The 22,925-nt window shown below is 44.6% G+C and carries 14 protein-coding genes; 10 read left to right on the top strand and 4 right to left on the bottom strand.

The features are described 5' to 3' along the window. Positions 1 to 44: 44 nt before the first annotated feature. The 5 genes from sprA to GL182_RS20595 all read left to right on the top strand — a co-directional run bounded on the left by sprA (position 45) and on the right by GL182_RS20595 (position 9,155). Complete coding sequence (gene sprA, locus GL182_RS20615; protein WP_240469911.1) at positions 45 to 7,151, top strand: cell surface protein SprA; 7,107 nt, start codon at positions 45 to 47, stop codon at positions 7,149 to 7,151. A gap of 50 nt (positions 7,152 to 7,201) precedes the next feature. Beyond that, positions 7,202 to 7,579 carry a glycine cleavage system protein GcvH gene (gene gcvH / locus GL182_RS20610; protein WP_163381688.1) on the top strand — a complete coding sequence of 126 codons (378 nt, stop codon included), beginning with the start codon at positions 7,202 to 7,204 and terminating at the stop codon, positions 7,577 to 7,579. Between the two features lie 48 nt (positions 7,580 to 7,627). Continuing rightward, positions 7,628 to 7,966 carry a VanZ family protein gene (locus GL182_RS20605; protein ID WP_163381687.1) on the top strand — a complete coding sequence of 113 codons (339 nt, stop codon included), beginning with the start codon at positions 7,628 to 7,630 and terminating at the stop codon, positions 7,964 to 7,966. Between the two features lie 72 nt (positions 7,967 to 8,038). Then, positions 8,039 to 8,713 (top strand): energy transducer TonB, encoded by a 675-nt coding sequence (locus tag GL182_RS20600; protein ID WP_163381686.1) that lies wholly within the window; start codon positions 8,039 to 8,041, stop codon positions 8,711 to 8,713. A gap of 82 nt (positions 8,714 to 8,795) precedes the next feature. Beyond that, positions 8,796 to 9,155, top strand: a complete 360-nt coding sequence (locus GL182_RS20595) for a DUF2237 family protein (protein ID WP_163381685.1) — start codon at positions 8,796 to 8,798, stop codon at positions 9,153 to 9,155. Positions 9,156 to 9,168: 13 nt separating this feature from the next. Here the strand turns inward: GL182_RS20595 and GL182_RS20590 are convergent, their stop codons facing one another. Genes GL182_RS20590 through GL182_RS20580 form a run of 3 tightly spaced genes read right to left on the bottom strand, consistent with a single transcriptional unit; the run spans position 9,169 to position 14,599 of the window. Next, positions 9,169 to 10,047 carry a YicC/YloC family endoribonuclease gene (locus GL182_RS20590; RefSeq protein WP_163381684.1) on the bottom strand — a complete coding sequence of 293 codons (879 nt, stop codon included), beginning with the start codon at positions 10,045 to 10,047 and terminating at the stop codon, positions 9,169 to 9,171. A gap of 18 nt (positions 10,048 to 10,065) precedes the next feature. Beyond that, positions 10,066 to 13,512 (bottom strand): PD40 domain-containing protein, encoded by a 3,447-nt coding sequence (locus tag GL182_RS20585; protein ID WP_163381683.1) that lies wholly within the window; start codon positions 13,510 to 13,512, stop codon positions 10,066 to 10,068. Between the two features lie 31 nt (positions 13,513 to 13,543). Beyond that, positions 13,544 to 14,599 (bottom strand): NAD(P)/FAD-dependent oxidoreductase, encoded by a 1,056-nt coding sequence (locus GL182_RS20580; protein ID WP_163381682.1) that lies wholly within the window; start codon positions 14,597 to 14,599, stop codon positions 13,544 to 13,546. A gap of 56 nt (positions 14,600 to 14,655) precedes the next feature. Here GL182_RS20580 and GL182_RS20575 point away from each other — a divergent pair, with 56 nt between their 5' ends. From GL182_RS20575 to GL182_RS20555, 5 genes are read left to right on the top strand one after another with little or no spacing between them, the layout of a single operon-like run. Beyond that, a complete protein-coding gene (locus tag GL182_RS20575; protein ID WP_163381681.1) occupies positions 14,656 to 15,309 on the top strand; it encodes an MBL fold metallo-hydrolase in 654 nt (217 codons plus the stop codon). Next, positions 15,306 to 16,010 carry a CDP-diacylglycerol--serine O-phosphatidyltransferase gene (gene pssA / locus GL182_RS20570; protein ID WP_163381680.1) on the top strand — a complete coding sequence of 235 codons (705 nt, stop codon included), beginning with the start codon at positions 15,306 to 15,308 and terminating at the stop codon, positions 16,008 to 16,010. Before GL182_RS20575 ends, pssA begins: the two co-directional genes overlap by 4 nt. Next, positions 15,994 to 19,254, top strand: a complete 3,261-nt coding sequence (porU, locus tag GL182_RS20565; RefSeq protein ID WP_163381679.1) for a type IX secretion system sortase PorU — start codon at positions 15,994 to 15,996, stop codon at positions 19,252 to 19,254. Before pssA ends, porU begins: the two co-directional genes overlap by 17 nt. After that, a complete protein-coding gene (gene porV / locus GL182_RS20560; protein ID WP_163381678.1) occupies positions 19,251 to 20,468 on the top strand; it encodes a type IX secretion system outer membrane channel protein PorV in 1,218 nt (405 codons plus the stop codon). The genes porU and porV overlap by 4 nt, the downstream gene beginning before the upstream one ends. After that, entirely contained in the window at positions 20,465 to 21,742 is a 1,278-nt protein-coding gene (locus tag GL182_RS20555; protein ID WP_163381677.1) for a M16 family metallopeptidase, read from the top strand. Before porV ends, GL182_RS20555 begins: the two co-directional genes overlap by 4 nt. A gap of 138 nt (positions 21,743 to 21,880) precedes the next feature. Here GL182_RS20555 and GL182_RS20550 read toward each other — a convergent pair whose 3' ends face one another. Beyond that, positions 21,881 to 22,831: a glycosyltransferase family 2 protein gene (locus tag GL182_RS20550; protein WP_163381676.1), complete on the bottom strand. Its 951-nt coding sequence runs from the start codon at positions 22,829 to 22,831 to the stop codon at positions 21,881 to 21,883. Positions 22,832 to 22,925 lie beyond the last annotated feature (94 nt).

Genomic DNA, 22,925 nt, shown 5'->3' with positions numbered 1-22,925 from the left:
GGAGAATAAAGTCATTTCATCAGCACATCATTCTTTGTGGGGGAATGTTATGTTTGATGTTCGGTCTGCCTTTGCCTGTGGCCCATGCCTTTCAAGAGCCGGCTGCCAGTCCTTCGGACACCTTACCAGGCCGATTGGACACCCTGTCCAAGAGAAAGGATTTGCCTTCATTTTTGCTCTGGGATGACCTGTCTACCAATCCGCTATATCCTTCCCAAAATCCTTTTTTACGCAAACAATCCCCCTTTCTTCTTCGGCCTCAAATGGACCAAAGGATAGAAGTAGAAGTGGATACTGCGGTAAGATACCGGATTTATCAAAACCTGGATTCAGGAGCTTTGGATCCGGGGTATTCCATGGATTATGAAGATTACTCCCGCATGCAGGAAATGCGTATCCGGCAGGAATACTGGAGGAATAGATCCCGGGGCCTTGATGGAGAAAGCGCGGTAGGAGGAAGAGGATTGATCCCTCCTATTACTATGAGTCCTACCTTTGACAGGATTTTTGGGGGCAGTGAGATCACCATTGTTCCCACAGGAAATGTGAACCTGGATTTTGGAGGCATATTCCGGCGCATTGACAACCCCTCCATACCCATCAGGCAGCAAAGAAATGGAGGCTTTAATTTCAACCAGCAAATCCAAATGAGCGTCAACGGCATGCTGGGTCAAAAGGTACGTATCGGTGCCAACTTTGACAGCAATAATTCCTTTGATTTTGAAAATCAACTCAAGGTAGAATATGCGGGTTTTGAAGAAGACATTTTAAAAACCATAGAAATCGGAAATGTCAGCATGCCGGTACAAAACAGCCTGATCCAGGGCGCACAAAACCTTTTTGGGGTAAAAACCCAAATGCAGTTTGGCAAGCTTTTCATGACGACAGTAGCCTCCACCCAAAGGGGACGGAGGGATGAAATCGTATTGGAAGGAGGAAATCAGGGCCGCCCATTTGAAGTAAGGGCCTCTGACTATGATGAAAACCGGCATTTCTTTCTGGGGCATTTCTTTCGCAACAATTTTGAAAATTGGTTGAGAGGCCTTCCACAGGTACTCTCCGGGGTGCAAATTACCCGACTGGAAGTGTATATCATGAACAGGGCCAATAATACACAAACCCTGAGAAACTTCGCTGCATTCATGGACCTGGGAGAGGGGCAGCGAATCTACAATCCTGAAAATCCGGGAATCGGCCAGGGAAATCCACAATCACCTGCCGCCAATAATGCCAACGAACTTTTCAGCACCCTCAATAACAATTCCGCTTACAGGGATTTCGAAACCGCTGCCAGTGCCGTCAGTTCAGATCTGGGGCTGGAAAGAGGTGTGGAATTTGAACAAATCAATGGGGCCCGCAAGCTGGCTGAAAATGAATACAGCTTTAACCGGCAACTGGGGTATTTTAGCTTGTCCAGAAAACTTCAAAATGATGAAGTCATCGCCGTTTCCTATGAATACACCTATAACGGTCAAAGCTATAAGGTAGGAGAATTGTCAGAGGATTACCAAAACCGGCCGGAAGACAATGTGATCTTCCTCAAGATGCTGCGGCCAGCCAGGATCAATACCCGGATTCCAACCTGGGATCTGATGATGAAAAACATCTACAACCTCAATGCCAATCAAATTCAAAAAGAGGGTTTCCAGCTGCAGATCATCTACCGGGATGACAGGACGGGTCTGGACAACCCCAGTTTGCTGGAGGGGCAAAATGTCAAAGATATTCCGCTCATTCGGCTACTGAAACTGGACAAGCTAAACCCTCAAAATGACCCTTCGCCAGACGGGAATTTTGATTATGTGCAGGGCCTGACCATCGTTCCTGAGCAAGGCCTGGTCATCTTTCCGGTGTTGGAGCCATTCGGAAATACCCTGGAAGAACACTTTCTGCCTTCAGAAGTAAACCTCAAGGATAAATTTGTTTACGACACCTTGTACCGCACCACACAGGCAGATGCAGAACTGGTTACCCGCCTAAACAAATACTTTTTAAAGGGCAGCTTTACTTCCGGATCGGCATCTGAAATCATGCTGCCCGGACTCAATATCAGTGAAGGTTCCGTATTGGTCACCGCTGGAAATATCCCGCTGACTGAAGGCGTAGATTACACGGTGGATTACAATATTGGCCGTGTTGTGATCATTAATGAAGGCATTTTACAATCCGGAAAACGGATCAGTGTGAGTTTTGAGAAAGCCGATTTGGTATCCTTTCAGACCCGTAGTTTGCTGGGCACAAGGCTGGATTATATGGTCAATGAAAACTTCAATATAGGAGGTACCTTCCTTTACCTGAATGAGCGGCCCAATATATCCAGAATTGCCACAGGCAATGAAACCTTAAGGAATTCCTTATGGGGCCTGGATGTAAACTATGATGAAGAATCCCTGTTCCTTACCAAGCTGGCGGATGCCCTCCCCTTTACAGAGACCAAGGAAGCTTCATTGGTACAATTCAATGGGGAGTTTGCCCACTTGATTCCAGGCACCTCCAACCAGGTAGATGGAGAAGGGGCTTCCTACATTGATGACTTTGAAACGGCCATCATTCCCTTTAACCTGGGTTCCGCCCCGCAGACCTGGAAACTGGCTGCTACCCCTGCCACTGAAGATAATGAATTTGACGAAAGCCAGATGACCGAAGACCGGCTGGGCAATGCTTACAAAAGAGCCCGGCTTTCCTGGTATAGCATTGACAATGTTTTTTACCGCCCGTCCGGAAGGGGAGTACCATCTAACATCACCAATGATGACCGTAGAAACCATTATGTCAGAAGGGTGCTGCCCCAGGAGATTTTCAGAGGAAGAAACAGGGATGTCCTGATCACACCGGAGCCCCTGTTTGAAATGGCTTTCTTTCCACATGAACGGGGCATGTATAATTTCAACCCCTCACTTGATGCTTCAGGTCTATTGCCCAACCCCAGAGAAAATTATGGTGGGGTGACGAGGGCCATTACTTCTGAAGTAGATTTCGACCGAACCAACATCGAATACATAGAATTCTGGCTGATGGACCCTTTTATTTCAGGTCCAAATGGGAGGGTACTGGACGGAATATTCAATGAGAACAATACCACCGGAGGAAAATTGGTGTTCAATTTGGGAGAAATCTCAGAAGACGTAATCGTTGATGGTCGACATGGTTTTGAAAATGGACTCCCCGCAGACGGATCGGAGGACAGAACGGTTGCCAATGAATGGGGCAGGATTACTAATCAGCAATTTCTGACGCCGGCTTTTGATAATTCACCTGAAGCAAGGGAAAACCAGGATGTGGGCCTGAATGGACTGAGCAGTTCCGATGAGGCCAGCTATTACGAAGACCGGTTTCTCAATAGGTTGAATGTGACTCCTCAGACCATGGAAAGCATCATGGAAGACCCTGCAGCAGATAATTTCCAATATTACCTGGATGAAGAATTTGATCAAAATGATGTTAAAATCCTGGAGCGGTACAAAAAATTCAATGGCCTGGAGGGCAATACCCCCATCACTGATAACACCAATTTATCTTATACACCCTCAGGATCCAATGTTCCTGACAATGAAGACCTGAACAATGACAATACAATCAATGAAGTAGAAAGTTATTATGAATACGAGATAGATCTACGGCCAAATGGTCTGCGGGTGGGGGAAAACAATATTGTTGATCGGGTTACCCATGTTGAAAATGGGGAGGAAGTTGATTGGTACCTGTTCCGTATCCCTGTAAGACAACCAGACGCTTCCTATGGAAATATTTCTGGTTTTAAGTCTATCCGTTTTATTCGAACCTATCTTACTGACTTCCAACAGCCCGTGGTCATGAGAATGGGGCACTTTAGACTGGTAGGCAGCCAATGGAGGATCTTCCAGGAATCACTTTTTGATAAAACCTTTTCTGAAATACCGGAACCAGACAATTCAAACTTTACCGTGGGGGTAGTCAATATTGAAGAAAACGGTCAAGGTGGGGAAAACCAAAGCCCCTATGTTTTGCCACCGGGAATCTTCAGAGACAGAGACAATACCTCTACGGTCGAACGGCAGCTCAACGAACAATCTTTAAGACTCTGTGTAGACAACCTGCAAAGCAGAGATTCCAGAGCGGTTTATAAAAATGTGAGCCAGGACCTGGTGCAGTACGGAAGGCTGAAGATGTTTCTCCACGCAGACAGTCAGGATGCCAATGATGGGGAGCTGACAGGTTTTTTGAGAATAGGGACAGATTACACAGATAATTATTATGAGATTGAAGTACCCCTGAACATCACCCCAGCCGGTACCCGGGATCCCAGGCAGATCTGGCCCCTGGAAAACGAAATCGATATCGCCATCGATGAGATTGTTGGGGTAAAAGCAGAAAGAGACAACAACCAGCGACCCCAAAACCTCCCCTACTCCATTCAGGTCCGGCAATATAAAGTAACCGTTGTGGGCAGGCCCGAGTTAAACTTCATCCAGGGCATGATGATAGGCATCCGGAACCCAGGAGAAACCGGAGGCGCCAGCAAATCGGTTTGTGTATGGGCCAATGAATTGCGTGCAACGGATTTCAATAAATCTTCCGGATGGGCGGCCAATGCCAGGCTAAATGCCCAGATAGCAGATGTGGCAACGGTATCTTCCTCCATCAGACACAATACCTTTGGCTTTGGCGGTTTGGAAACCCGCCTATCCGAAAGGGCCAGAGAGTCCACGACTCAGTATGATATTTCGGCCAATATCAATGTAGACAAAATCCTTCCAAAAGGCCTTGGACTCAGCATCCCCATGTACCTGAGCGTGGAAAATTCCACCACCAAGCCGGAGTTTGATCCTTTAAATCCCGATGTCCCCTTTGAAATAGCCTTGCAGAAATTCCAAAGCGATGCGGAGCGGGAAGCTTATCAAAACCTGGTATTGGACCAGTCCAAAAGAAAAAATTTCAGCCTCAACAATGTAAGGAAAATAAAAAACCCGGATAAGGAAACAAACCGACTTTATGACCTGGAAAATTTTTCCTTTTCTTATGCCTATGGCTCCGTCAGACAAAGCAATATTCAGTTGGAAAGCTATAATTTTGAAACCTACAGGGGAAGTATCGCTTATAGTTTTCAACCTGATCCACTTATCGTAGAACCCTTTAAGCAAATGGGATTCCTGAGAAGTGACCACCTGCAGCTGATACGTGACTTTAACATCAACTTCGCTCCCAGCCTGGTGTCGGCAAGGATGGATGTGGACCGGAGATTTATGCGCACCCAAAACCGGAACGATCAGTTGAGTACGGCAGGAGTGGATCCCCTTTTCCAAAAGAGTTTCTACATCAACCGTTTTTACAGCCTCAACTGGGACCTGACGGAGAACCTGTCGTTTGATGTAAATTCCAGTGTCAATGCCATAGTAGATGAGCCTGAAGGAGATCTGGACACGGAAGGAAAATTGGATTCCTTGAGAAACAACATCAAAAACCTGGGAAGGACCACCAATTACAACCAGCAGGCAGTAGTCAATTACCAATTACCACTGGACAAATCCCCTCTTACTGACTGGATCAGTGCCGATGTACGGTATGAAGCAACCTACAGCTGGATTACGGGAGCCATAGGGCAGCGGGATACCCTGGGAAATGTCATTCAAAATACCAGGGACAGATCCATCTCCGGAAAGGTAGACCTGGTACAGCTTTACAACAAAAACAAAAGGCTCAATGCTTTAAATGCGCCTAAGCGACCGAATATTCCCGGAAGACCTGCTGCGCAAGATACTTCTACTAAAGAAGGGGAAGAGGAGGAAAAGGAAATTTCTACAGAAGGCTTTGGGGCTGAATTTTTGAGGTTTCTGATGATGGTAAAGGAGGTCAATTTCAGGTACCAGATCACTCAGGGAACATTCTTACCGGGTTACCTGCCCAATACGGGGCTATTAGGTATGGATAGGAGTTTTTTAAATCCGGGATTGGGATTTCTTCTCGGCAGCCAAAACAGTGATATCCGGTTTGACCTGGCCAACCGCGGCGTCCTGGCGGCCAGTACCTCCCTTACCCAGGCATTCCGTCAAAATGAATCCAGAAACCTGCAGGTGAGTTCAGTAGTGGAGCCATTGAAGGATTTTAGGATAACGCTGGATTTTCGAAAGAGGGAAAATGGGGATTACAGCGAAATATTTCGCAGATCCGGACCGGGAGATGATGATTTTACCTCAGTCAATCCCAACAGACTGGGATCATACAGCATCAGTTACAATGTCTTGAAAACGGTATTCAAACGGCAGGACACCCAAAATGTATCTCCACTGTTCACAGACTTCGAGAATTACCGGGGCATCATACAGTCCAGGCTGGAACTTGAAAATCCCGGCGGAGCGTACAATATCAATGGACAGCATGTATTGGTACCGGCCTTTCTGGCCGCCTACTCCGGACAAGCGGCCACAGCCATAGACCTCAATCCATTCCCCAAACTTCCTTTACCCAACTGGAGGTTAGAATATCGGGGACTGGCCCGCTTACCCGCATTAAGTGAATTCTTCTCATCTATTAACCTGACGCATAATTATACTTCTCGCTATGAAGTCAGTAATTTTTCCAATGCCCTGATTTACCAGGAAGGATTGGAATTGTACAATACCCTCCAGCAGTTGCCCTTGCCAAGTATGACAGATGAGTTTGGCTCCTATATTCCCATATTTATTTTGAACCAGGTGGTCATTTCCGAGAGATTCGCCCCCCTGATAGGTGTAGATTTATTGACCAAGGACCGCATGAATATCAGTTTTGAATACAATACGGAAAGGAACATCGGTCTGAATTTCTCGAATGCACAGGTAACCGAACAAAACAGCCAGGATTTTCGCTTCGATCTGGGATACACCAAGGCCGGGGTAAAAGTACCATTCAAGATACAGGGAAGGCAGGAGGTGCTTAACAATGACCTGACCATCCGGATTTCCACCAGCATCGTAGATACCAATACCGTGCAAAGAAAAATTGAAGGGGAAAACACCCTTACCAATGGAAACCTTAACATACAGCTGAGACCAAGTATCGGATACGTGGTCAATCAGAAGCTCAACATTCAATTTTACTTCGATCGAACGATCAATGACCCCAAAGTATCCACCGCATTCCGCAGAAGTTCCACCTCCTTCGGCGGGCAATTGACATTTAATTTGAGTGAATAATTTTGTCCTATCCATAATCATCGTATTTTTGAATTGCTAACTGACAACAAATGAATTTTCCAAAAGAACTACAATACACCAAAGACCATGAATGGGTCAGCCTTGAAGGCAATATTGCTACCGTGGGTATTACAGATTTTGCACAGAAAGAACTGGGGGATATTGTTTTTGTAGAAGTGGATACCGTAGGAGACAGCCTGGAAACTGGTGATGTTTTCGGAACGGTAGAAGCTGTAAAAACAGTTTCTGATCTTTTCATGCCTGTTACCGGTGAAGTGATGGAAGTGAACGAGCAACTCGAGGATTCCCCGGAATTGGTCAATGATGAACCCTATGGAGAGGGATGGATGATCAAAATCAAAATTGAAGAAGGTGCCACTCTTTCTCTTTTATCTCCGGAAGAATACGCAGCGGTGGTTGGACAATAGATTGCTTTGAAACATCCATTATTTCCTGCCCTGATTTGGTCATTTGGCATGGCATATGCACTATTTACTCCCGGTAGCGATGTACCTGATATTCCCAAATTTTACGGATCGGATAAACTGATCCACTTTGGAATGTTCGCAGGAATGGTGTTTCTATGGAGCAGGGTGATCAGGCGGAAACTGCCGGAGAAAAGTAAAAAAACTAAAAAATATTTTACTAATTACTTAGTTTTATGGATAATTATCGCTATATTTACAGAGTACTTGCAAATACTTGTTCCAGGCAGGTCCTTTGACTACCTGGATATTGTGACCAATATATTGGGAGGAACTATCGGTACAATAATTTTTGTTTACCTGAATAAGAAGGGTAGCATTCTTGTATAAATAAAAATTATTTGTTATGATTGTTACTTGTAATTTAGAAAACCGAATCAACAAATAAAAAGGAGTTATAACATGGAAGCTAAAAAAACACCCAAAGCTGATCTGACCAAGAAAACAGGCATGTTCCTGAACCTTGGCTTAATGATCAGTGTCGGTCTGGTTCTGTTTGCCTTCGAATACAGGTCTTATGATGATGGCCTACTCAAGGACCTGGGATCGATCGATGATGATTTCGAAGAACTACTGGATATTCCAATTACGGAACAGCCACCACCACCGCCACCTCCGGTAGAGCAACCTGAAATTAAGGAAATCCCTGACGAAGTTGAAATTGAAGAAAAAATTGACGTTAATTTTGACGTAGACGTTCAGGAAGAGACCGTGGTAAAAGAAGTGGAAGTTTCGGAAGCTCCTGTAGAAGAGAAAGCAGATGAAATTTTTGATGTGGTAGAAAACATGCCTACTCCTCCGGGAGGAATGGAAGGCTGGAACAAATACCTGTCCAATAACCTGAAGTATCCTACCCAGGCTAGAAGAATGGGTATTGAAGGTACGGTATATGTAGTCTTTGTGGTAAATACAGATGGTTCCATCCAGGATGTAGATATCCTCAGGGGTATTGGCGGAGGATGTAATGAAGAGGCCATGAGGGTAGTAAGAAATGCCCCCCCCTGGGAACCCGGTAGACAAAGAGGTAGGCCTGTAAGGGTGAAAATGAGACTTCCTATCAGGTTTAAATTGAGCTAAAATTAGTTATACCATTAGATAAGTAAAAATGCCATAGATGAATGATCTATGGCATTTTTATTTTCACAATTAATTTTCACCCATGGCAAATAATGTTTTTGGTCAACCACTCCAACCTTGTTGTTTCGAACCCATGACAGGCTATTTCAGGGATGGGTTTTGCCGGACCGGTACAGGAGATACAGGCACCCATACTGTCTGTGCCATCATGACTGAAGCCTTCCTCGAATTTAGCCAATCGGTAGGCAACGATTTGAGTACCCCAAGGCCAGGCTTTGATTTTCCCGGACTGAAACCAGGTGACCAATGGTGTATCTGCCTGACAAGGTGGCTGCAAGCCTACCATGAAGGAATTGCTCCGAAGGTTGTATTGGAAGCTACGCATGAAAAAAGCCTGGAGCTCATTGATTTGACGGAATTGATCAAGTTTGCAGCCAGGTAAAAAAAATCTTTTTTTAAAGTATATTTAATGCCTGTTCCTTGATTTTTTCCAGTTCGTCCTTCATGTTGATCACATGATGTTGGATGGCTGCATCATTGGCTTTGGACCCTATGGTATTGATTTCTCTTCCCATTTCCTGACTGACAAATCCCATTTTCTTCCCTTCCGAACGACTGGAATCCAACACAGTGGCAAATAGCTTCAAATGGGTATCCAGTCGTACAATCTCTTCAGAAATGTCCAATTTTTCCAAATAATAGATCAGCTCTTGCTCAAACCTGTTTTCATCAAATGCCTGCTCTTTTACCCATTCTGAAAAATTGTTTTTGATCTTACTCATCAGCCGTTCTTTCCTTTTGGGCACCAGGTCCTGAATATGTTCCAGGCTGACCTCAATTAAATTCAAACTCTCCCGGAATTTTCTCATCAACACTTCTCCCTCCTTCTTTCGGAAATCATCACAATCTTCCAGGGCATTTAACAACACTTCTCTTACTTTCTCCCAGGATGCTTTGGAATCTGACTTTTCGTTATTGGATAAAATCACATTGGGCGATTGCAGTGCCAGCTTAAACAATTCCGGTGTATCGACTCCCACGGAATTTGCCATTTCTGCATACTTCTGAAAATACTTTTCAAATAATTCATCCTGAATCACGATAGGCAAATCATCCTCTTTCTTCGAAATGAAATCAACGGTCACATTCACTTTGCCCCTCTCCAGCACAGCCGAAACAAGGGTCTTTACTTCTGTTTCCTTATCCGAAAATTGCTTGGGAGACCTGAAGCTGAGGTCAAGAAACTTGGAATTGAGGGTTTTAATTTCTACCTGTATGGAATAATCCTGGTCTTCATAGGTAGCCAGACCAAAGCCTGTCATCGATTTTATCATTTCAAAAAGAATTGCTAATTAAAAATTATACCCTAAAGTTACATAAAATCTGGTCTTTTCTACCGTATAATTCCTGATAGGCCTGGCGGCATCCACTTTCACATAGTAGTTGAGCAAAACCGTCCTGATACCTGCGCCGTAACTCTGTAACCAGGGATTGTTGAAATTATTCAAAGTGATCACAAAAGGAGAGCCTTCTGTATTGATAATTTCTGTATTCTGGTCATTTACCCTCTCCCAGGGAGCAGAATTGGTCCAGGAAGAACCTGCATCATAAAAACCTACCAATTGAAAGTTTCTGACAAAATTGGAAGTGATATTTCCTCTGGACAGGTAGGAAAACAAAGGAATCCTCAATTCCGAACTGAAAGTTATCACGTTATTTCCCCTTATCTCATCGTAATCAAAACCCCGTAAATCCACAAACTCAGAAAACAATAAGTTGGAATTTTCTACCCCCTCTTCATTGCGGACAGGTGAAACCTCGGGCCGGTTGGTAGGTGGTTGGTGAAACTGATTAAACAGCCAGTTGTCCATGCCACCCACCAGGTATTTTTGCGGGTTATTGCCGAAGAAACTACCTGCAAATAGCCTGGTGGCAAGGGTAATGTTTTTATGAATCTTTTGATAATTTCTGAAATCAAGGTAAACATTGCTAAAAGATCGTTCAGAAAGGTTAAGCCCCTGGTAATGTACCATACCTATTTTACCCTTGAGCCCCTGCTCCATATATAACCCCAGCTGTCTGGTTTTATCAACCACCAATTCGGCCCTGGCCCCGGTATAATTGATATCCAACCGACTTTGTGGTCCGTCGCCTCCTCTCAGAATGGAATCAGGATTTAAATTAAAATATTGAGACTTGGCTACGAAGGGTGACAAACTTATCCTGGTATTGACAGATAAAGGATAGGACACACCGATCTCTGATTTGGAAAGCACATATTTCTGTTCGGTCAGATCACCCTCACTCCTGATCAGAGATCTTCTATCAAATCTACCCCTAAAATCCAGTCGGTATTTCAGGTACTCATATTCAAAATATACATCACTTCCTGAACTGAAATCCATTGCGGTCATAACTCCCCCTCTGATGGAATGATTGTCAAGCAAATCTGTCATTCTGCCATTAAGATTGATACCAAAACCCCGGAGGGGATCTACTACAAATGAGGTATTCAAACTGGTCGTAATAAATTGGGGGATATAATCCCTGGGTCCTTGTACCCTTTTGACCATGTTCTGCTGTCTGAATGCATCCAAAATATTACTCCTCCTCTCGGCCAGGGGGACATCCTCTTGCTCATCCCTGGAAGACTCCTGTCCGTACAAGGGGGGTATTGTATCGAAAGTGTAATTGTCTGTATCTAATCCTCCTTCTCTTTCAAACCGAAGCCTGTCTACATTAATGGCGCCGGTCATGGGTGTTTCTGTTTGGGGCAAGGTATCCACACGGCTTGGCTCCGAGTCCTCCAACGTTGGTGCTGAATTATCCTGTTCAACCCTTCCCAGCATCAGGCCTTCCAGGTTGATCCCCACCAGGCTGGTGTCTGCTTCAGCCACACGGGGATCTGCATCATCATCTTCACTGATGGGATCCGGGGAAAGATCACTTTCCATATCCTCCTCTGCTTCCTCTGCTTCCTCTTCCCGCTGAATTCTGCGGTTCGAAATCCTTTCATTGAGCATCTTGGCCTGCTTCAGCTGAATCCTCGGGGTACTGGGCGTAAACTGGTCCATATTGGGAAAAGTCTCCAGAACCAACCGGCTTTGCCGGCCATCCCTGACGGAATAGGCCCACTTATTGTTTTCCACATCATAGTCAAAAGACTCCAGGCTCTTGTTAAAGGCTGATACCTGGCTGGAAATATTACTTCCCAGCCCCAGTCTCATGATATTGGTGATGCCGCTCTGCTCGCTAAGGTGAAGGATAGTAGCATTATTCAGTTTTCTTGGAAGCAGGTTAATGTGGTTCAGATTGGTTAACCGCTTTTCGGATATGGAATCTCCCAGATTCAATTGAAACAGGTTGTAATAATCCGGAAGGTTGTTCACATCTATCACTCCGGTCATTAAACTATCTGCCAAATCTGCTTTATTGGAAGAATAAATGATGGTGGAATCATTCAGGTAAATGGGGGTACGGTTATCAAATACATCATTGGTGAGTCTCCTTCCCTGTCCCCTCATATTCAGGGTATAGATATCCGTTTGCCCGTTATTGATCGCAGAAAGCACCATGGTCTGACCGTTCGGAGCAAAATCCAGATCCAGAATTTGGGTTATATTTCTCAAAAATATCTTGTCCTGGCTGCTACCATCTATTGCTCTCATCCTAAGGGTCGTCACGCCTCTTTTAAAAGTAGCAATCACCAGGTTCATGGTATCTCTCCAGGCGATGGCCGGGCTTGTATAATCTGCGTCCTGTTCGTAGGAAGAATAGCCACCTCTGAGGATGATTTTTTCCCTGTCATTGGCCAGTTCCCTGATTTTTACCCTGAATTTTCCTTCTGTATTCTGTATGTAGGCAAGGTGTTTTCCATCCGGACTAAAACTTAATCCTGAGATGGCTCCAAATTTGTTTTTGGGGGTAGAAACAATGACATTGCTTTCATTCAGGTCCTTGAAATTTTGAAATACATCGTTGTTGATGTCCGTATAAAACTCATTCCATTCAATAGTAAAATCCCTGAACCTTCGGCCCAGGGTATTGGAAATACTGTTTTCCTCATTCCTATTGATCCTGCTCAGGTTAAGAATACTTGAAATATACCTTTTACCATATTTCTCTACGATATAATTCCAAATGGATTGGCCTACCAAACCCGCCTCTTCATTTTGCAATTTGAAAAGTTTGGGGTTTTCATTGTCCCTCAGGTAATGCCGGACAAAATCATCCATCTCCCGACTCCATCCTTTGGCAAGGTACAAGGCTGCCCCATCGATAAACCAATCCGGGAAATTATTTATCAGGTTTGCCTGAAAAGCATCCGATATACTTGAGCCATACAACATCTCCTCAATGATGATTTTAGAGGTATTGTATAACAACTCCTTCTTAAAGGACTCCCAGGAGCCGGAATAGGCCACCTCTGCCAGCAGTTTACTGAAAAAGGTTTGCCCATCCACTGTAAATGTGTTGTTATTGAGGTTCAGGTTACTCTCCAGTAACTCCTGGTTGGAATTATAAATAAAAATTTTAGGCTTGGTATATGCTACATAACCGATAGATTGTGTCAGATTGTCAAACTCCCCCTCCAAAAAATCAATTGCCCTTCTGGCATTGGTTTGCCCTCCATCATAATAGTAAACCTCAAAATTATTGGAGGTAAAAAAATACCAATCCTTTTCATTGTGTTGAATCCTGTTTTTACCAAATCTTTCCTGATCAAATTGCGCCCATAGCGTTCCGCTATTGCTACAGAAGATCAGTAACCAAATAAGTGCTAGATTTTTAAGTCTCATTTACCTGCCTTAGAAATTATTTGCCAATATCTTAAATATACTTAAAAAATCGATTTATGTTCACTTCTTTTTGAGGTTCCTCCCCTAAAACCAAAAAATCCACCATTTTATTACTGAAATAGGGAGCCAGCGAAACTCCCTTGGCACCCAAACCTCCGAATACATAAACGTTTTCCTCTGATGGATGTTTTCCCAACATGGGTCTTCTGTCTGGAGTCGCCGGCCTGATCCCCACCTGCTGGTCCAAAACCTCCAATACCTTCCCCGGAATCAACTGTTCCAGTTTACTTAGAATTTCATTTCTCCCTGCGGCAGTGGGTATCAGATCTACCTGTTGGTTGTCATAAGTAGAACCTACCTTACCCACACCCTTACCCATATCAATTCTAAAAACTCCCCTGTTAATGATCTCTCTGGAACAAAAGTCCTGCCTTACCGTGAGGATTTCACCTTTGACCGGAGTAAAAGGAAGCCAATTGAAAAAACCGCAATCTTTTGCTTGTATGCCGTTAGTGAATACCAGGTTTTTTGCCTTTAAATGCCGGTACTCCCAGGTACCCTCCCTGGTCCTGTTCAATTGAGAAGCGGAAAACTTCCCCTCCGTCAGCAAACCTTGTTTTTTTGCCCATTCCCTGTACGCAAGGAGCAATACCCTGATGTCCAGGTATCCGGACTTCTTCAATAAAAGTCCACCCAAGGCATCGCTAACTCCGTAAAATTGCGGCCGGCTGTAGACCTTGTTGATAAAACCCATAAATTGTTCGTCGGCACTTTTTGACAGCCATTCATTTTGCTCCTCGAAGGAAATGAATGGCCGGTAGATCCCAAGGGGATGCAGAAACTTTTGATTTAAAAAACGTTCCATTTCCTGATAAAACGGTTCGATTTCTTCAAACAATGTATCTGCCAGCCAGGTTTTCACCATTTTTCTTCCTGTGATAGGGTTATACAAACCGGCAGCCACCCTGCTGCTGCTGGAAGGATGACCATCATCCATCAGATGGACCCTGCAACCGGCCTGAAGGAGTCGATAAGAGAGCACCGTGCCGGCAAGCCCCTGTCCAATAAGTAAAAAATCCGCTTTCATGCCTAAAATTAAATCATTCTTTGTTATTTTGAACCTGGAACTGCTATCAATTTACCATGCTACAGATTAAATCCTTTACATTCAACCCTTTTGCAGAAAACACTTATGTGCTTTACGATGAAACCGGCGAAGCCTTGATCATTGATCCGGGTTGTTATGAAAAGCAGGAAAAAGGCGCATTGTTTGACTTTATTGCTGATAAAGGGTTGCAGCCTGTGAAATTAATAAATACCCATTGCCACATAGACCATGTGTTGGGCAATGCTTTTGTCAAAAATACCTACGATATTCCCCTTTGGTACCACAAAGAAGAAGAACCTATCCTGCGGGCAGTGGGCAGTTATGCGCCGAATTATGGTTTTGCACAGTATCAGGAAAGTAAAGCTGACCATTATATCAAGGAAGGGGAATGGATTAAATTTGGAAACAACCAACTGCTTTGTATCTGGGTACCGGGACATTCTCCGGGACACCTGGTATTTTATAATGAACCCAGCCAGCTTTGTATTGGCGGTGATGCCTTGTTTAAAGGAAGTATCGGCAGAACCGACCTCCCCGGAGGTCATCATGAAACCCTGATTCAAGCCATAAAAAACAAACTTTTCGTACTCCCTGATGAGGTTATCGTTTATCCGGGCCATGGCCCGGAAACAAGCATTGGAGAAGAAAAGAAAACCAATCCCTTTGTAGGGGAAAATTCTGCGAATTGAACATTAAAAAACATATCCCCAACACCCTTACCTGTCTGAATTTATTGTCAGGCATGATTGGTATCCTCTATGTGGTTCAAAATGGACCTTATTATGGTTTTTATTTTATTTTGGCAGCGGCTGTTTTTGATTTTTTTGATGGATTTGCAGCCCGATGGTTAAAGGTCCAAAGTGATATTGGCAAACAACTGGATTCTCTGGCCGATTTGGTTACTTTCGGTGTATTGCCTGCGTTTATTGCCTTTTTTTTAATCCAGTCCGGACAAGGGCACCCCGTCCTACCCTACATTGCCTTCCTGATTGGCATCCAATCTGCCCTCCGGCTGGCCAAGTTCAATATCGATGATCGACAGGAAGACCAGTTTATCGGGCTACCTACCCCCGCCAATGCATTGTTTTTTTCTACCCTGCCATTACTGGCAGAAGCAGCACCATTCCTTAGTGACCTTTTGCAAAACCCCTGGTCGCTGTCAACCATCACCGTAATATTTTCGTTATTACTCACGGCTGAGATTCCTTTATTGGCATTAAAATTCAAGGATTTTAGTTGGAAAAATAACCTGTTCCGCTATCTGCTGGTAATGATCTCTGGCGGTAGCCTCATTTTTTGGGGCTGGGCGGGAATTCCCCTGGCAGTTTTGGCCTATATTCTGCTATCAATGATAAATAACAGATTGGAAAAGAATGAGGTGGAAACATGACCTTTCACAGATAACATTTTTGACGAGTGTACTCTTTTTGCTGAATGCTTTATCTTTATTTTCTCAGCAGTATTATAAATTCCCTGTAACAAAAGAGGGAGTATACCAAATCAGCCAGGAACAGGCACTGGCCTGGGGTCTGGGTGAACTGGAACAGATCAGCATCTACGGGGTCCCGGGAATGCTGCCTCAAAAATTAGATAGCCATTCGTTTGAACTGAAAGAAATCCCTCAAAAAAGGATTGGAAACAGTATTTACTTTTTCCTGAGCCAGGCCGATCAAATTCTAATTGAAGAGGGGCTGACCAAATTCCAGCCGCATCTTTATACCGATTCCCTCTACTTTTTAATTCAGACGGGGTATTCACCGGAGAATTTTGTTAAAAACAGTTCACCAGAAACCTTCCCTGATCCGGAGTCCGCAGCTCATCAGCCATTGTACAGGTACGAGCATTTTAAAATTGAAGAAGACAATATATTGACCTCCGGAAGGGCCTGGTACGGGTACCGCACCTTCAACAATAGTAGTGAGACCATTACCTTTACTAAACCTATACCCAGTCCGGATGGCCAAATTTCTATTGAAGCGCGGGTAATGGCCCAATCCTTTGGTGAAAGCCAGTTTCGCTTTGCCTTAAACGGGGCCACTTTAGGCGAAATCGATGTACCCTCCATTCCCAATAGCAGGTATGCCATCAAGGGAAGGGAGGCCACCTTTGAAACCCGGGCATCCTATCCCGAAAACGGCGACCAACTTAACTTGAGGTTTACCTATTCCTCCACCAATCCAAATGGAGCCGGATTTCTGAATCACATTCTCCTCGGGTTCCCCTACCTGGGCCCAGATTGGCAGAAAGGAGTCTACTACAATACGACAGCAAATGTGTTTCCGATTCACGCTGCTTCTTTCCGGTTTTGGGACATCAGTAATTTTCATGAGGTAAAGGAGCTTAATCCTGATCCTACCCTGCAAACCCAAGCGAGGAAATTGGTTGTTTTTGAACCGGAAAACACCCCTGAAATCCATGAGCCAATACCCGTGATTGACCGGTCTCAGCTTTTTTCCGGGTACCCTGAATTGATCATCATCAGTCCTGCGGAACTCCAGGGGCAGGCCAATCGGCTGGCTGAATTCAAAAATGCTATTGGTTTGTCCACTGCCGTTGTAGCCCTTCAGGACATCTACCATACTTATGGCTATGGCAATCCGGACATTAGCAGCATCAGAAATTTTCTGGCCCATCAATGGCAAGAGGGGGGAAATCTTCAAAATGTTTTGTTTTTTGGTAAAGGAAGTTTTGACTATAAAAATAAATTAGGCGGCAGACCCAACCTTGTACCCACCTATAGTTCAAGAAATAGTCTGAATCCACTGACAACCTATGGTTCGGACGATTACTTCGGTTTTTTAGAACCCGGAGAGGGAGAATGGGAGGAAACCGACTCCGGCGACCATCTGCTGGACATAGGGATAGGTAGAATTCCTGCCATAAATGCACGGGAAGCCGCCATAGCCGTAAACAAAATCATCCAATACCAGACAGGCAATCCCGGTCAGTGGAAAAGAAAGTTGCTCTTTATCGCTGATGATGGAGACAATCACATCCACCTGAGTGATGCAGAAAACCTGACCACCTTCCTGAATAAGGATTACCCGGAATTCGAACTCAGAAAATTATATCTGGATAATTTTGCACAGGTACGGGAAGGGGATATCCAGACCTCACCCGAAGCCAGGGCTGCATTGGCACAAGAAATAGAGGAAGGGCTGCTGATGGTCAACTATACGGGCCACGGCAATGAACTGAGTTGGGCAGCTGAAAATTTGTTCAATGTAAGCGATATAGCCGACTGGCCGGAGACCGATCGATATCCGATTTTTGTCACTGCTACCTGTGAGTTTGGAAGACACGACAGCCCCTTCCTTAGATCAGGAGCAGAAGAGTTGTTGTTTGCTGCCAACAAAGGCGCCATCGCTGTATTGAGTACCGGCAGACCGGTATTCAGCAGTGTAAATTTTGCGCTAAATGAAGCTTTTATTGAGGCTGTGTTCAGCGAAAGGGGACAGATGAGCCTCGGAGAAATTTTCAAACATACCAAAAACAACAGCCTAAATGGTCCATTGAACAGAAACTTTTCCTTGTTGGGCGATCCTTCCATCCAGGCAGATCTTCCGGATCTGAAAGCCAAAACAAGCTCCTGGCTGGACATGACCTCGGAGCTTGAAGTGGATACCCTGTCAGGGCTGCAACAACTAAAATACCGTGGAGAGATTCAGGACCCCCTTTCCGGTGCCAGAATCAACCAATTTGATGGCCATTATGAGATCAGGGTGGAAAGTTATCCCAAGACCAGCGAGACCCTGGGAGATGAGGGGCCCTCCACCACTTTTCGGAAATTCAACCAAATCTTATTCAGGGGGCAGGGCCAGGTAAAAAATGGATCCCTTGAAGGAGACTTGATGTTGGGAAAAATGGACACCGATGCAGTTGCCACTGGAAATGTTAAGGTATATGCCCTGGAAAAGGAAGGGCAAAAAGAAGCTTTTGGAGGAATGGAAATCCTATTGGGACCAAATGGCGAATCCATCAAGCCCGAAAGTGAAGGTCCGGAGATTGACATCGTTTTTTATGACAGTCTGGAAAATCCACCGGTCATAGCTACCAAACAAAGTCCTGTCTGGGTGTACCTGAGCGACCTGTCCGGCATTCAGGTCAACCAGCCTGAAGGCATCCTCCTCCAGCTCAACGAGGCTGCACCAGTATCACTTGCCGAACAATATAGCGCCCTTTCAGGTAGTTTTCGTCAGGGATATATCAAAACACTGATCAGCGGCTTGCAGGAGGGACAAAATACACTCACGATTACAGCCAGAGATCTTCTGGGAAATGAACGCACCTTTAGCAAAGGAATCGAAGTCCGGGGAAGCCAAAAGATGCAATTGGAGGAGGTGTTGCTTTACCCAAATCCTACTTCGGACAGGGTTAATTTTGAAATTATGCATAACCGGCCCGGAGAAAATTTAATTTTGAATCTAAAGGTGTTTTCTTCCTTCGGGGGTGAAATATTTTCATTGCAGCGGCGTTTCCCAAAAGCTGAACGGTCTATAATGGACATTCAATGGATATTTTTACAAAGCAAAACCAAATATCCGGCAAAAGGAACTTATCTTTACGAAATCAATCTTCAATCTGAAGAAGACGGTGCTTCAGAAAGAAAGGGAGGCAAAATTATTATTCAATGAAAGTGAACACAAAAATTCTTCCAGCTTTAACTTTTTTATTGGCTTTCGCTGCGAATCAACTAGAAAGCCATGCACAAATTTCCATTCCTCAACTTTCCGGCCAAGACCAAAACAGAAGGGTGATCATTACCGCTGTTCCCTTTCTCAATTTTGCTCCGGATAGCCGCCATTCCGCCATGGGTGATGCAGGTGTGGCCACTTCTCCGGATGTCAACTCGGCGCATTGGAATGCTGGTAAACTGGCATTTATTGAGGATGACATGGGATTCTCCTTATCCTATTCCCCCTGGCTGGGGCGATTGGTGCCGGACATGTCTCTGAATTACCTCACCGGATACAAAAGGATTGACAATGTTTCTGCCTTTGGCATTGACCTGAGGTATTTTAATATGGGGGACATACAGTTGACCGATTCCAGGGGTAACCCGCTCGGGGATTTCAGTCCTCGGGATATTGCTATTGGAGGAACCTATTCCAGAAAACTTTCAGATGATCTTTCTCTTGGTATCAGTGCCCGGTTTATCCATTCCAATCTTTCCGGAAACCTGAGTTCTGCAGGAGGCAATGAAAGCAGGCCCGGAGTGAGTGTGGGCACAGATGTTGGCATTTACCATAGCTCAGAAATCATCCTTTCGGATAAGGAAGTAGACTTTTCATGGGGCATAAATATTTCCAATATTGGTCCCAAAATCACCTATAACAGTGCCGAGGACCTGGACTATCTTCCTACCAATCTCAGAATAGGATCGGCCCTTAGCATACCAATCGATGAAATGAATACCATTACCTTCGCCCTGGATCTCAATAAAATGATGGTCCCCACCCCTCCCGTCTATGAGGTAGATGATAATGGACAATTGGTATTGGATCCCGACACCAACCAACCGAATATTGAAGCAGGACTAGACCCCTCGCGGCCTTTGCTAAGCGGCATGTTTGGTTCCTTCTTTGACGCACCTGATGGATTCGGAGAAGAAATGAGGGAGGTGATGATAGCCTTTGGTACCGAATATTCCTATGACGATAAATTTGCTGTCCGTACAGGCTATTTTTATGAAAACCCCAGCAAAGGAGGCAGAAGGTATTTCACCATGGGGGTAGGGTTTAAATTTAACCGGCTGGGATTTGATTTTTCTTACCTGGTGCCACAGGTTCAAAATCACCCCTTGGCCGAAACGCTGAGATTTTCATTATTGTACAACCTGGAAAGATGAGTGTAAACCGAAGCCAGGCACCGGCATATCACATTCCTGAACAAATCGATCTGACGCCCCCGGAATACCGGAACCTGGCAAATGGTATTCCCTTGTACTATATGCCTTCTCCAAATATTTTGGCAGTGAAGGTAGAAGTCATCTTTCCGGTGCATTATTCGGAGATAATACTTAAAAATCCCTTGCTGCCCTCTTTTATGCTTCACATGTTACTGGAAGGTACCAGCGACTTGAAATCCGAGGCCCTGGATGACTTTTTTGATTTTCACGGTTCCGAAGTAGAGGTGGTATCAGGATATGAAAGACAGGGGCTCAGTTTATTGACTACTCAAAAACACCTGAAAGAAGTTTTGCCGGTTTTCAGGACCTTGTTTACTGCTGCTGAGTTTCCGGAGAAATCCCTGGTGAAAAAGAAGTCCCAGAAAAAACTGAGCATCAGTATACAAAAGGAGCAAACTTCTGCCCGTGCCAACCAACTGATCCGATCCAGCCTCTTTGGCAAGGACCACCCTTTTGGTTTCCAGGCCACTGCAGATGATGTGGATGCCATCAGCAGAAAAGACCTGCAAGACTACTACAAGAACGGCTTTTTATCAAAACCTCAATTATTTGTCACCGGGAATCTGTCCGACAGTGACCTGGTATCCCTGGGGGAATATTTTGAGGATTTACCCTTGATACCCGAAAAAATAGATTTTTTCCCCATTTCCCAGACCAGGCAATCCAGGCAGATCGAGAAAAAGGCGGATGCCCTGCAATCCAGTATCAGGATTGGCAAATGGATGGTGCCAATGTCCCATCCTGATTACATGGCGCTATCCGTATTCAACACCCTGCTGGGTGGTTATTTCGGAAGCCGACTGATTAAGAATATCCGTGAGGAAAAAGGTTATACCTATGGAATCAATAGTTTTCTGGGCAGTCTCAACGGATCAAACTATTGGATAGTAGCGGCTGATGTGAAAGGTGGGCATGGAGAAGAAGTGATTCAGGAAGTTTACAAGGAAATCTTACGGTTGAAGCAGGATCCTGTACCGGATGAAGAAATTGAAATTATCCGGAATTACCTTGCCGGAAACCTTTTGGCCAATTTCAGTAGTCCCTTCGACTTGATGAGCCATTTTCAGCGCGTGCATTTTGAAGGACTTGATTTTTCCTTTTATGCCCGGCAATTGGCCTTTATCAAGAGTTTTGAAGAAAAGGATTTGGTAATAATGGCTGATAAATATTTTGATTCGGAGGGAATGCAGGAAGTGATTACCGGTATGATTTAGTAAGCACCCGTAAATCCTAAATTAATCCTCTATTCAACTGATAAAGAAAAGGTAAAACCAGTCAGGTTGCGTCTACTCAAAGTTTCTTGTTGGTAGAAAATCAACAAGAAAACTAACAGGTTTTCAGATTTCAGGGACTCACAAACTTTTACTCTTCGTCCAGTAGCTATACAGATTTGAAATATCCAGCCTGCAGGTATGCCATAACCGAAACAAAATGTAATGGAGGCTTATCGGGGAAAATTTCCGGTATAGCTTTAAAAACTGCCCGGCAACCTTGAAATTGGCAGAGGCCAGGGCATGCTTGGTTTCATGCAGTAACCTGAATCTCAAGGCTTCCTTTTCCTCCTTACCTTCCAGCATATCGTATATTTTTTCACACACACGGAAAGTAGAAGGCAACAAGGCAGAATGCTTCACCTGATATTGTTGGGTCGAAAGGGAGCCTGGCAATTCCCTTTTGAAAACCCCGGTAAAATCTCCATAGACAAATGGATATTTTCTGGACATACGGACCAGGATGTCAAAGTCCTCGTAAGAGAGGTCCTCATCATAGCCCCCTTCCTTCAATAAGGAACTGGCATCCATGACCAGTGTCACAGAACTGATGACATACTTTTGTACTACGGCCGAAAAAACACCTCCCTGGGGAATATTTCCAGCATGCCTTGCGGGATAAAAGGGCTGTTGAGACCCATCGGGATACAGCAACAGGGCATTACAAAAGTATACCTTAGCGCCAGATCCCTGCAGCTGCTCCAGAGCCCGGGATATATGTAAAGGATGTAAAAAATCATCCGCAGCCAGGTCGATCAGGTAATGGCCGTTGATAGATTTAAAGGCCGCATTAAAGGCCTGGCAATAATTTACCGGCCGCTCATAATACCGGTGCATGATCGGAATCTGCTCACCATGTTGCTTTATCCAGTCCGAAATCAGCTTTTTCGAACCATCGCTACTGCCGTTGTCGATAATATAAATTTCGACTGCCGGGTAGGATTGTTCCAAAACACTATCCAGGGCCTGTAAAACATAGGAGCCCTGGTTGTGGCAGGTACAGATCACGGATACCAGTGGTATATGCTGCATTTTTACAGTCAGAGTCTAAAAGCTGTAGAAGTGTATCAATCAAATGACTAATTTAGCAAATGTTCACCGACTCAACCCATTAAAAGCAAAACAT

The sequence above is a fragment of the Cyclobacterium sp. SYSU L10401 genome, assembly GCF_010993705.1.
Lineage (GTDB): Bacteria > Bacteroidota > Bacteroidia > Cytophagales > Cyclobacteriaceae > Cyclobacterium.
The sequence above is the reverse complement of the archived record's forward strand: the minus strand, read 5'-3'. Positions and strand labels throughout refer to the sequence as shown.

What these genes read in the sequence shown, in the direction of transcription:
- GL182_RS20575 (WP_163381681.1), top strand. Translation starts at nt 14,656, where the DNA reads ATGCTACAGATTAAATCCTTTACATTCAACCCTTTTGCAGAAAACACT.
- GL182_RS20550 (WP_163381676.1), bottom strand. Translation starts at nt 22,831, where the DNA reads ATGCAGCATATACCACTGGTATCCGTGATCTGTACCTGCCACAACCAG.
- GL182_RS20590 (WP_163381684.1), bottom strand. Translation starts at nt 10,047, where the DNA reads ATGATAAAATCGATGACAGGCTTTGGTCTGGCTACCTATGAAGACCAG.
- GL182_RS20600 (WP_163381686.1), top strand. Translation starts at nt 8,039, where the DNA reads ATGGAAGCTAAAAAAACACCCAAAGCTGATCTGACCAAGAAAACAGGC.
- GL182_RS20595 (WP_163381685.1), top strand. Translation starts at nt 8,796, where the DNA reads ATGGCAAATAATGTTTTTGGTCAACCACTCCAACCTTGTTGTTTCGAA.
- GL182_RS20605 (WP_163381687.1), top strand. Translation starts at nt 7,628, where the DNA reads ATGGCATATGCACTATTTACTCCCGGTAGCGATGTACCTGATATTCCC.
- sprA (WP_240469911.1), top strand. Translation starts at nt 45, where the DNA reads ATGTTATGTTTGATGTTCGGTCTGCCTTTGCCTGTGGCCCATGCCTTT.
- gcvH (WP_163381688.1), top strand. Translation starts at nt 7,202, where the DNA reads ATGAATTTTCCAAAAGAACTACAATACACCAAAGACCATGAATGGGTC.
- porV (WP_163381678.1), top strand. Translation starts at nt 19,251, where the DNA reads ATGAAAGTGAACACAAAAATTCTTCCAGCTTTAACTTTTTTATTGGCT.
- GL182_RS20580 (WP_163381682.1), bottom strand. Translation starts at nt 14,599, where the DNA reads ATGAAAGCGGATTTTTTACTTATTGGACAGGGGCTTGCCGGCACGGTG.
- porU (WP_163381679.1), top strand. Translation starts at nt 15,994, where the DNA reads ATGAGGTGGAAACATGACCTTTCACAGATAACATTTTTGACGAGTGTA.
- GL182_RS20555 (WP_163381677.1), top strand. Translation starts at nt 20,465, where the DNA reads ATGAGTGTAAACCGAAGCCAGGCACCGGCATATCACATTCCTGAACAA.
- GL182_RS20585 (WP_163381683.1), bottom strand. Translation starts at nt 13,512, where the DNA reads ATGAGACTTAAAAATCTAGCACTTATTTGGTTACTGATCTTCTGTAGC.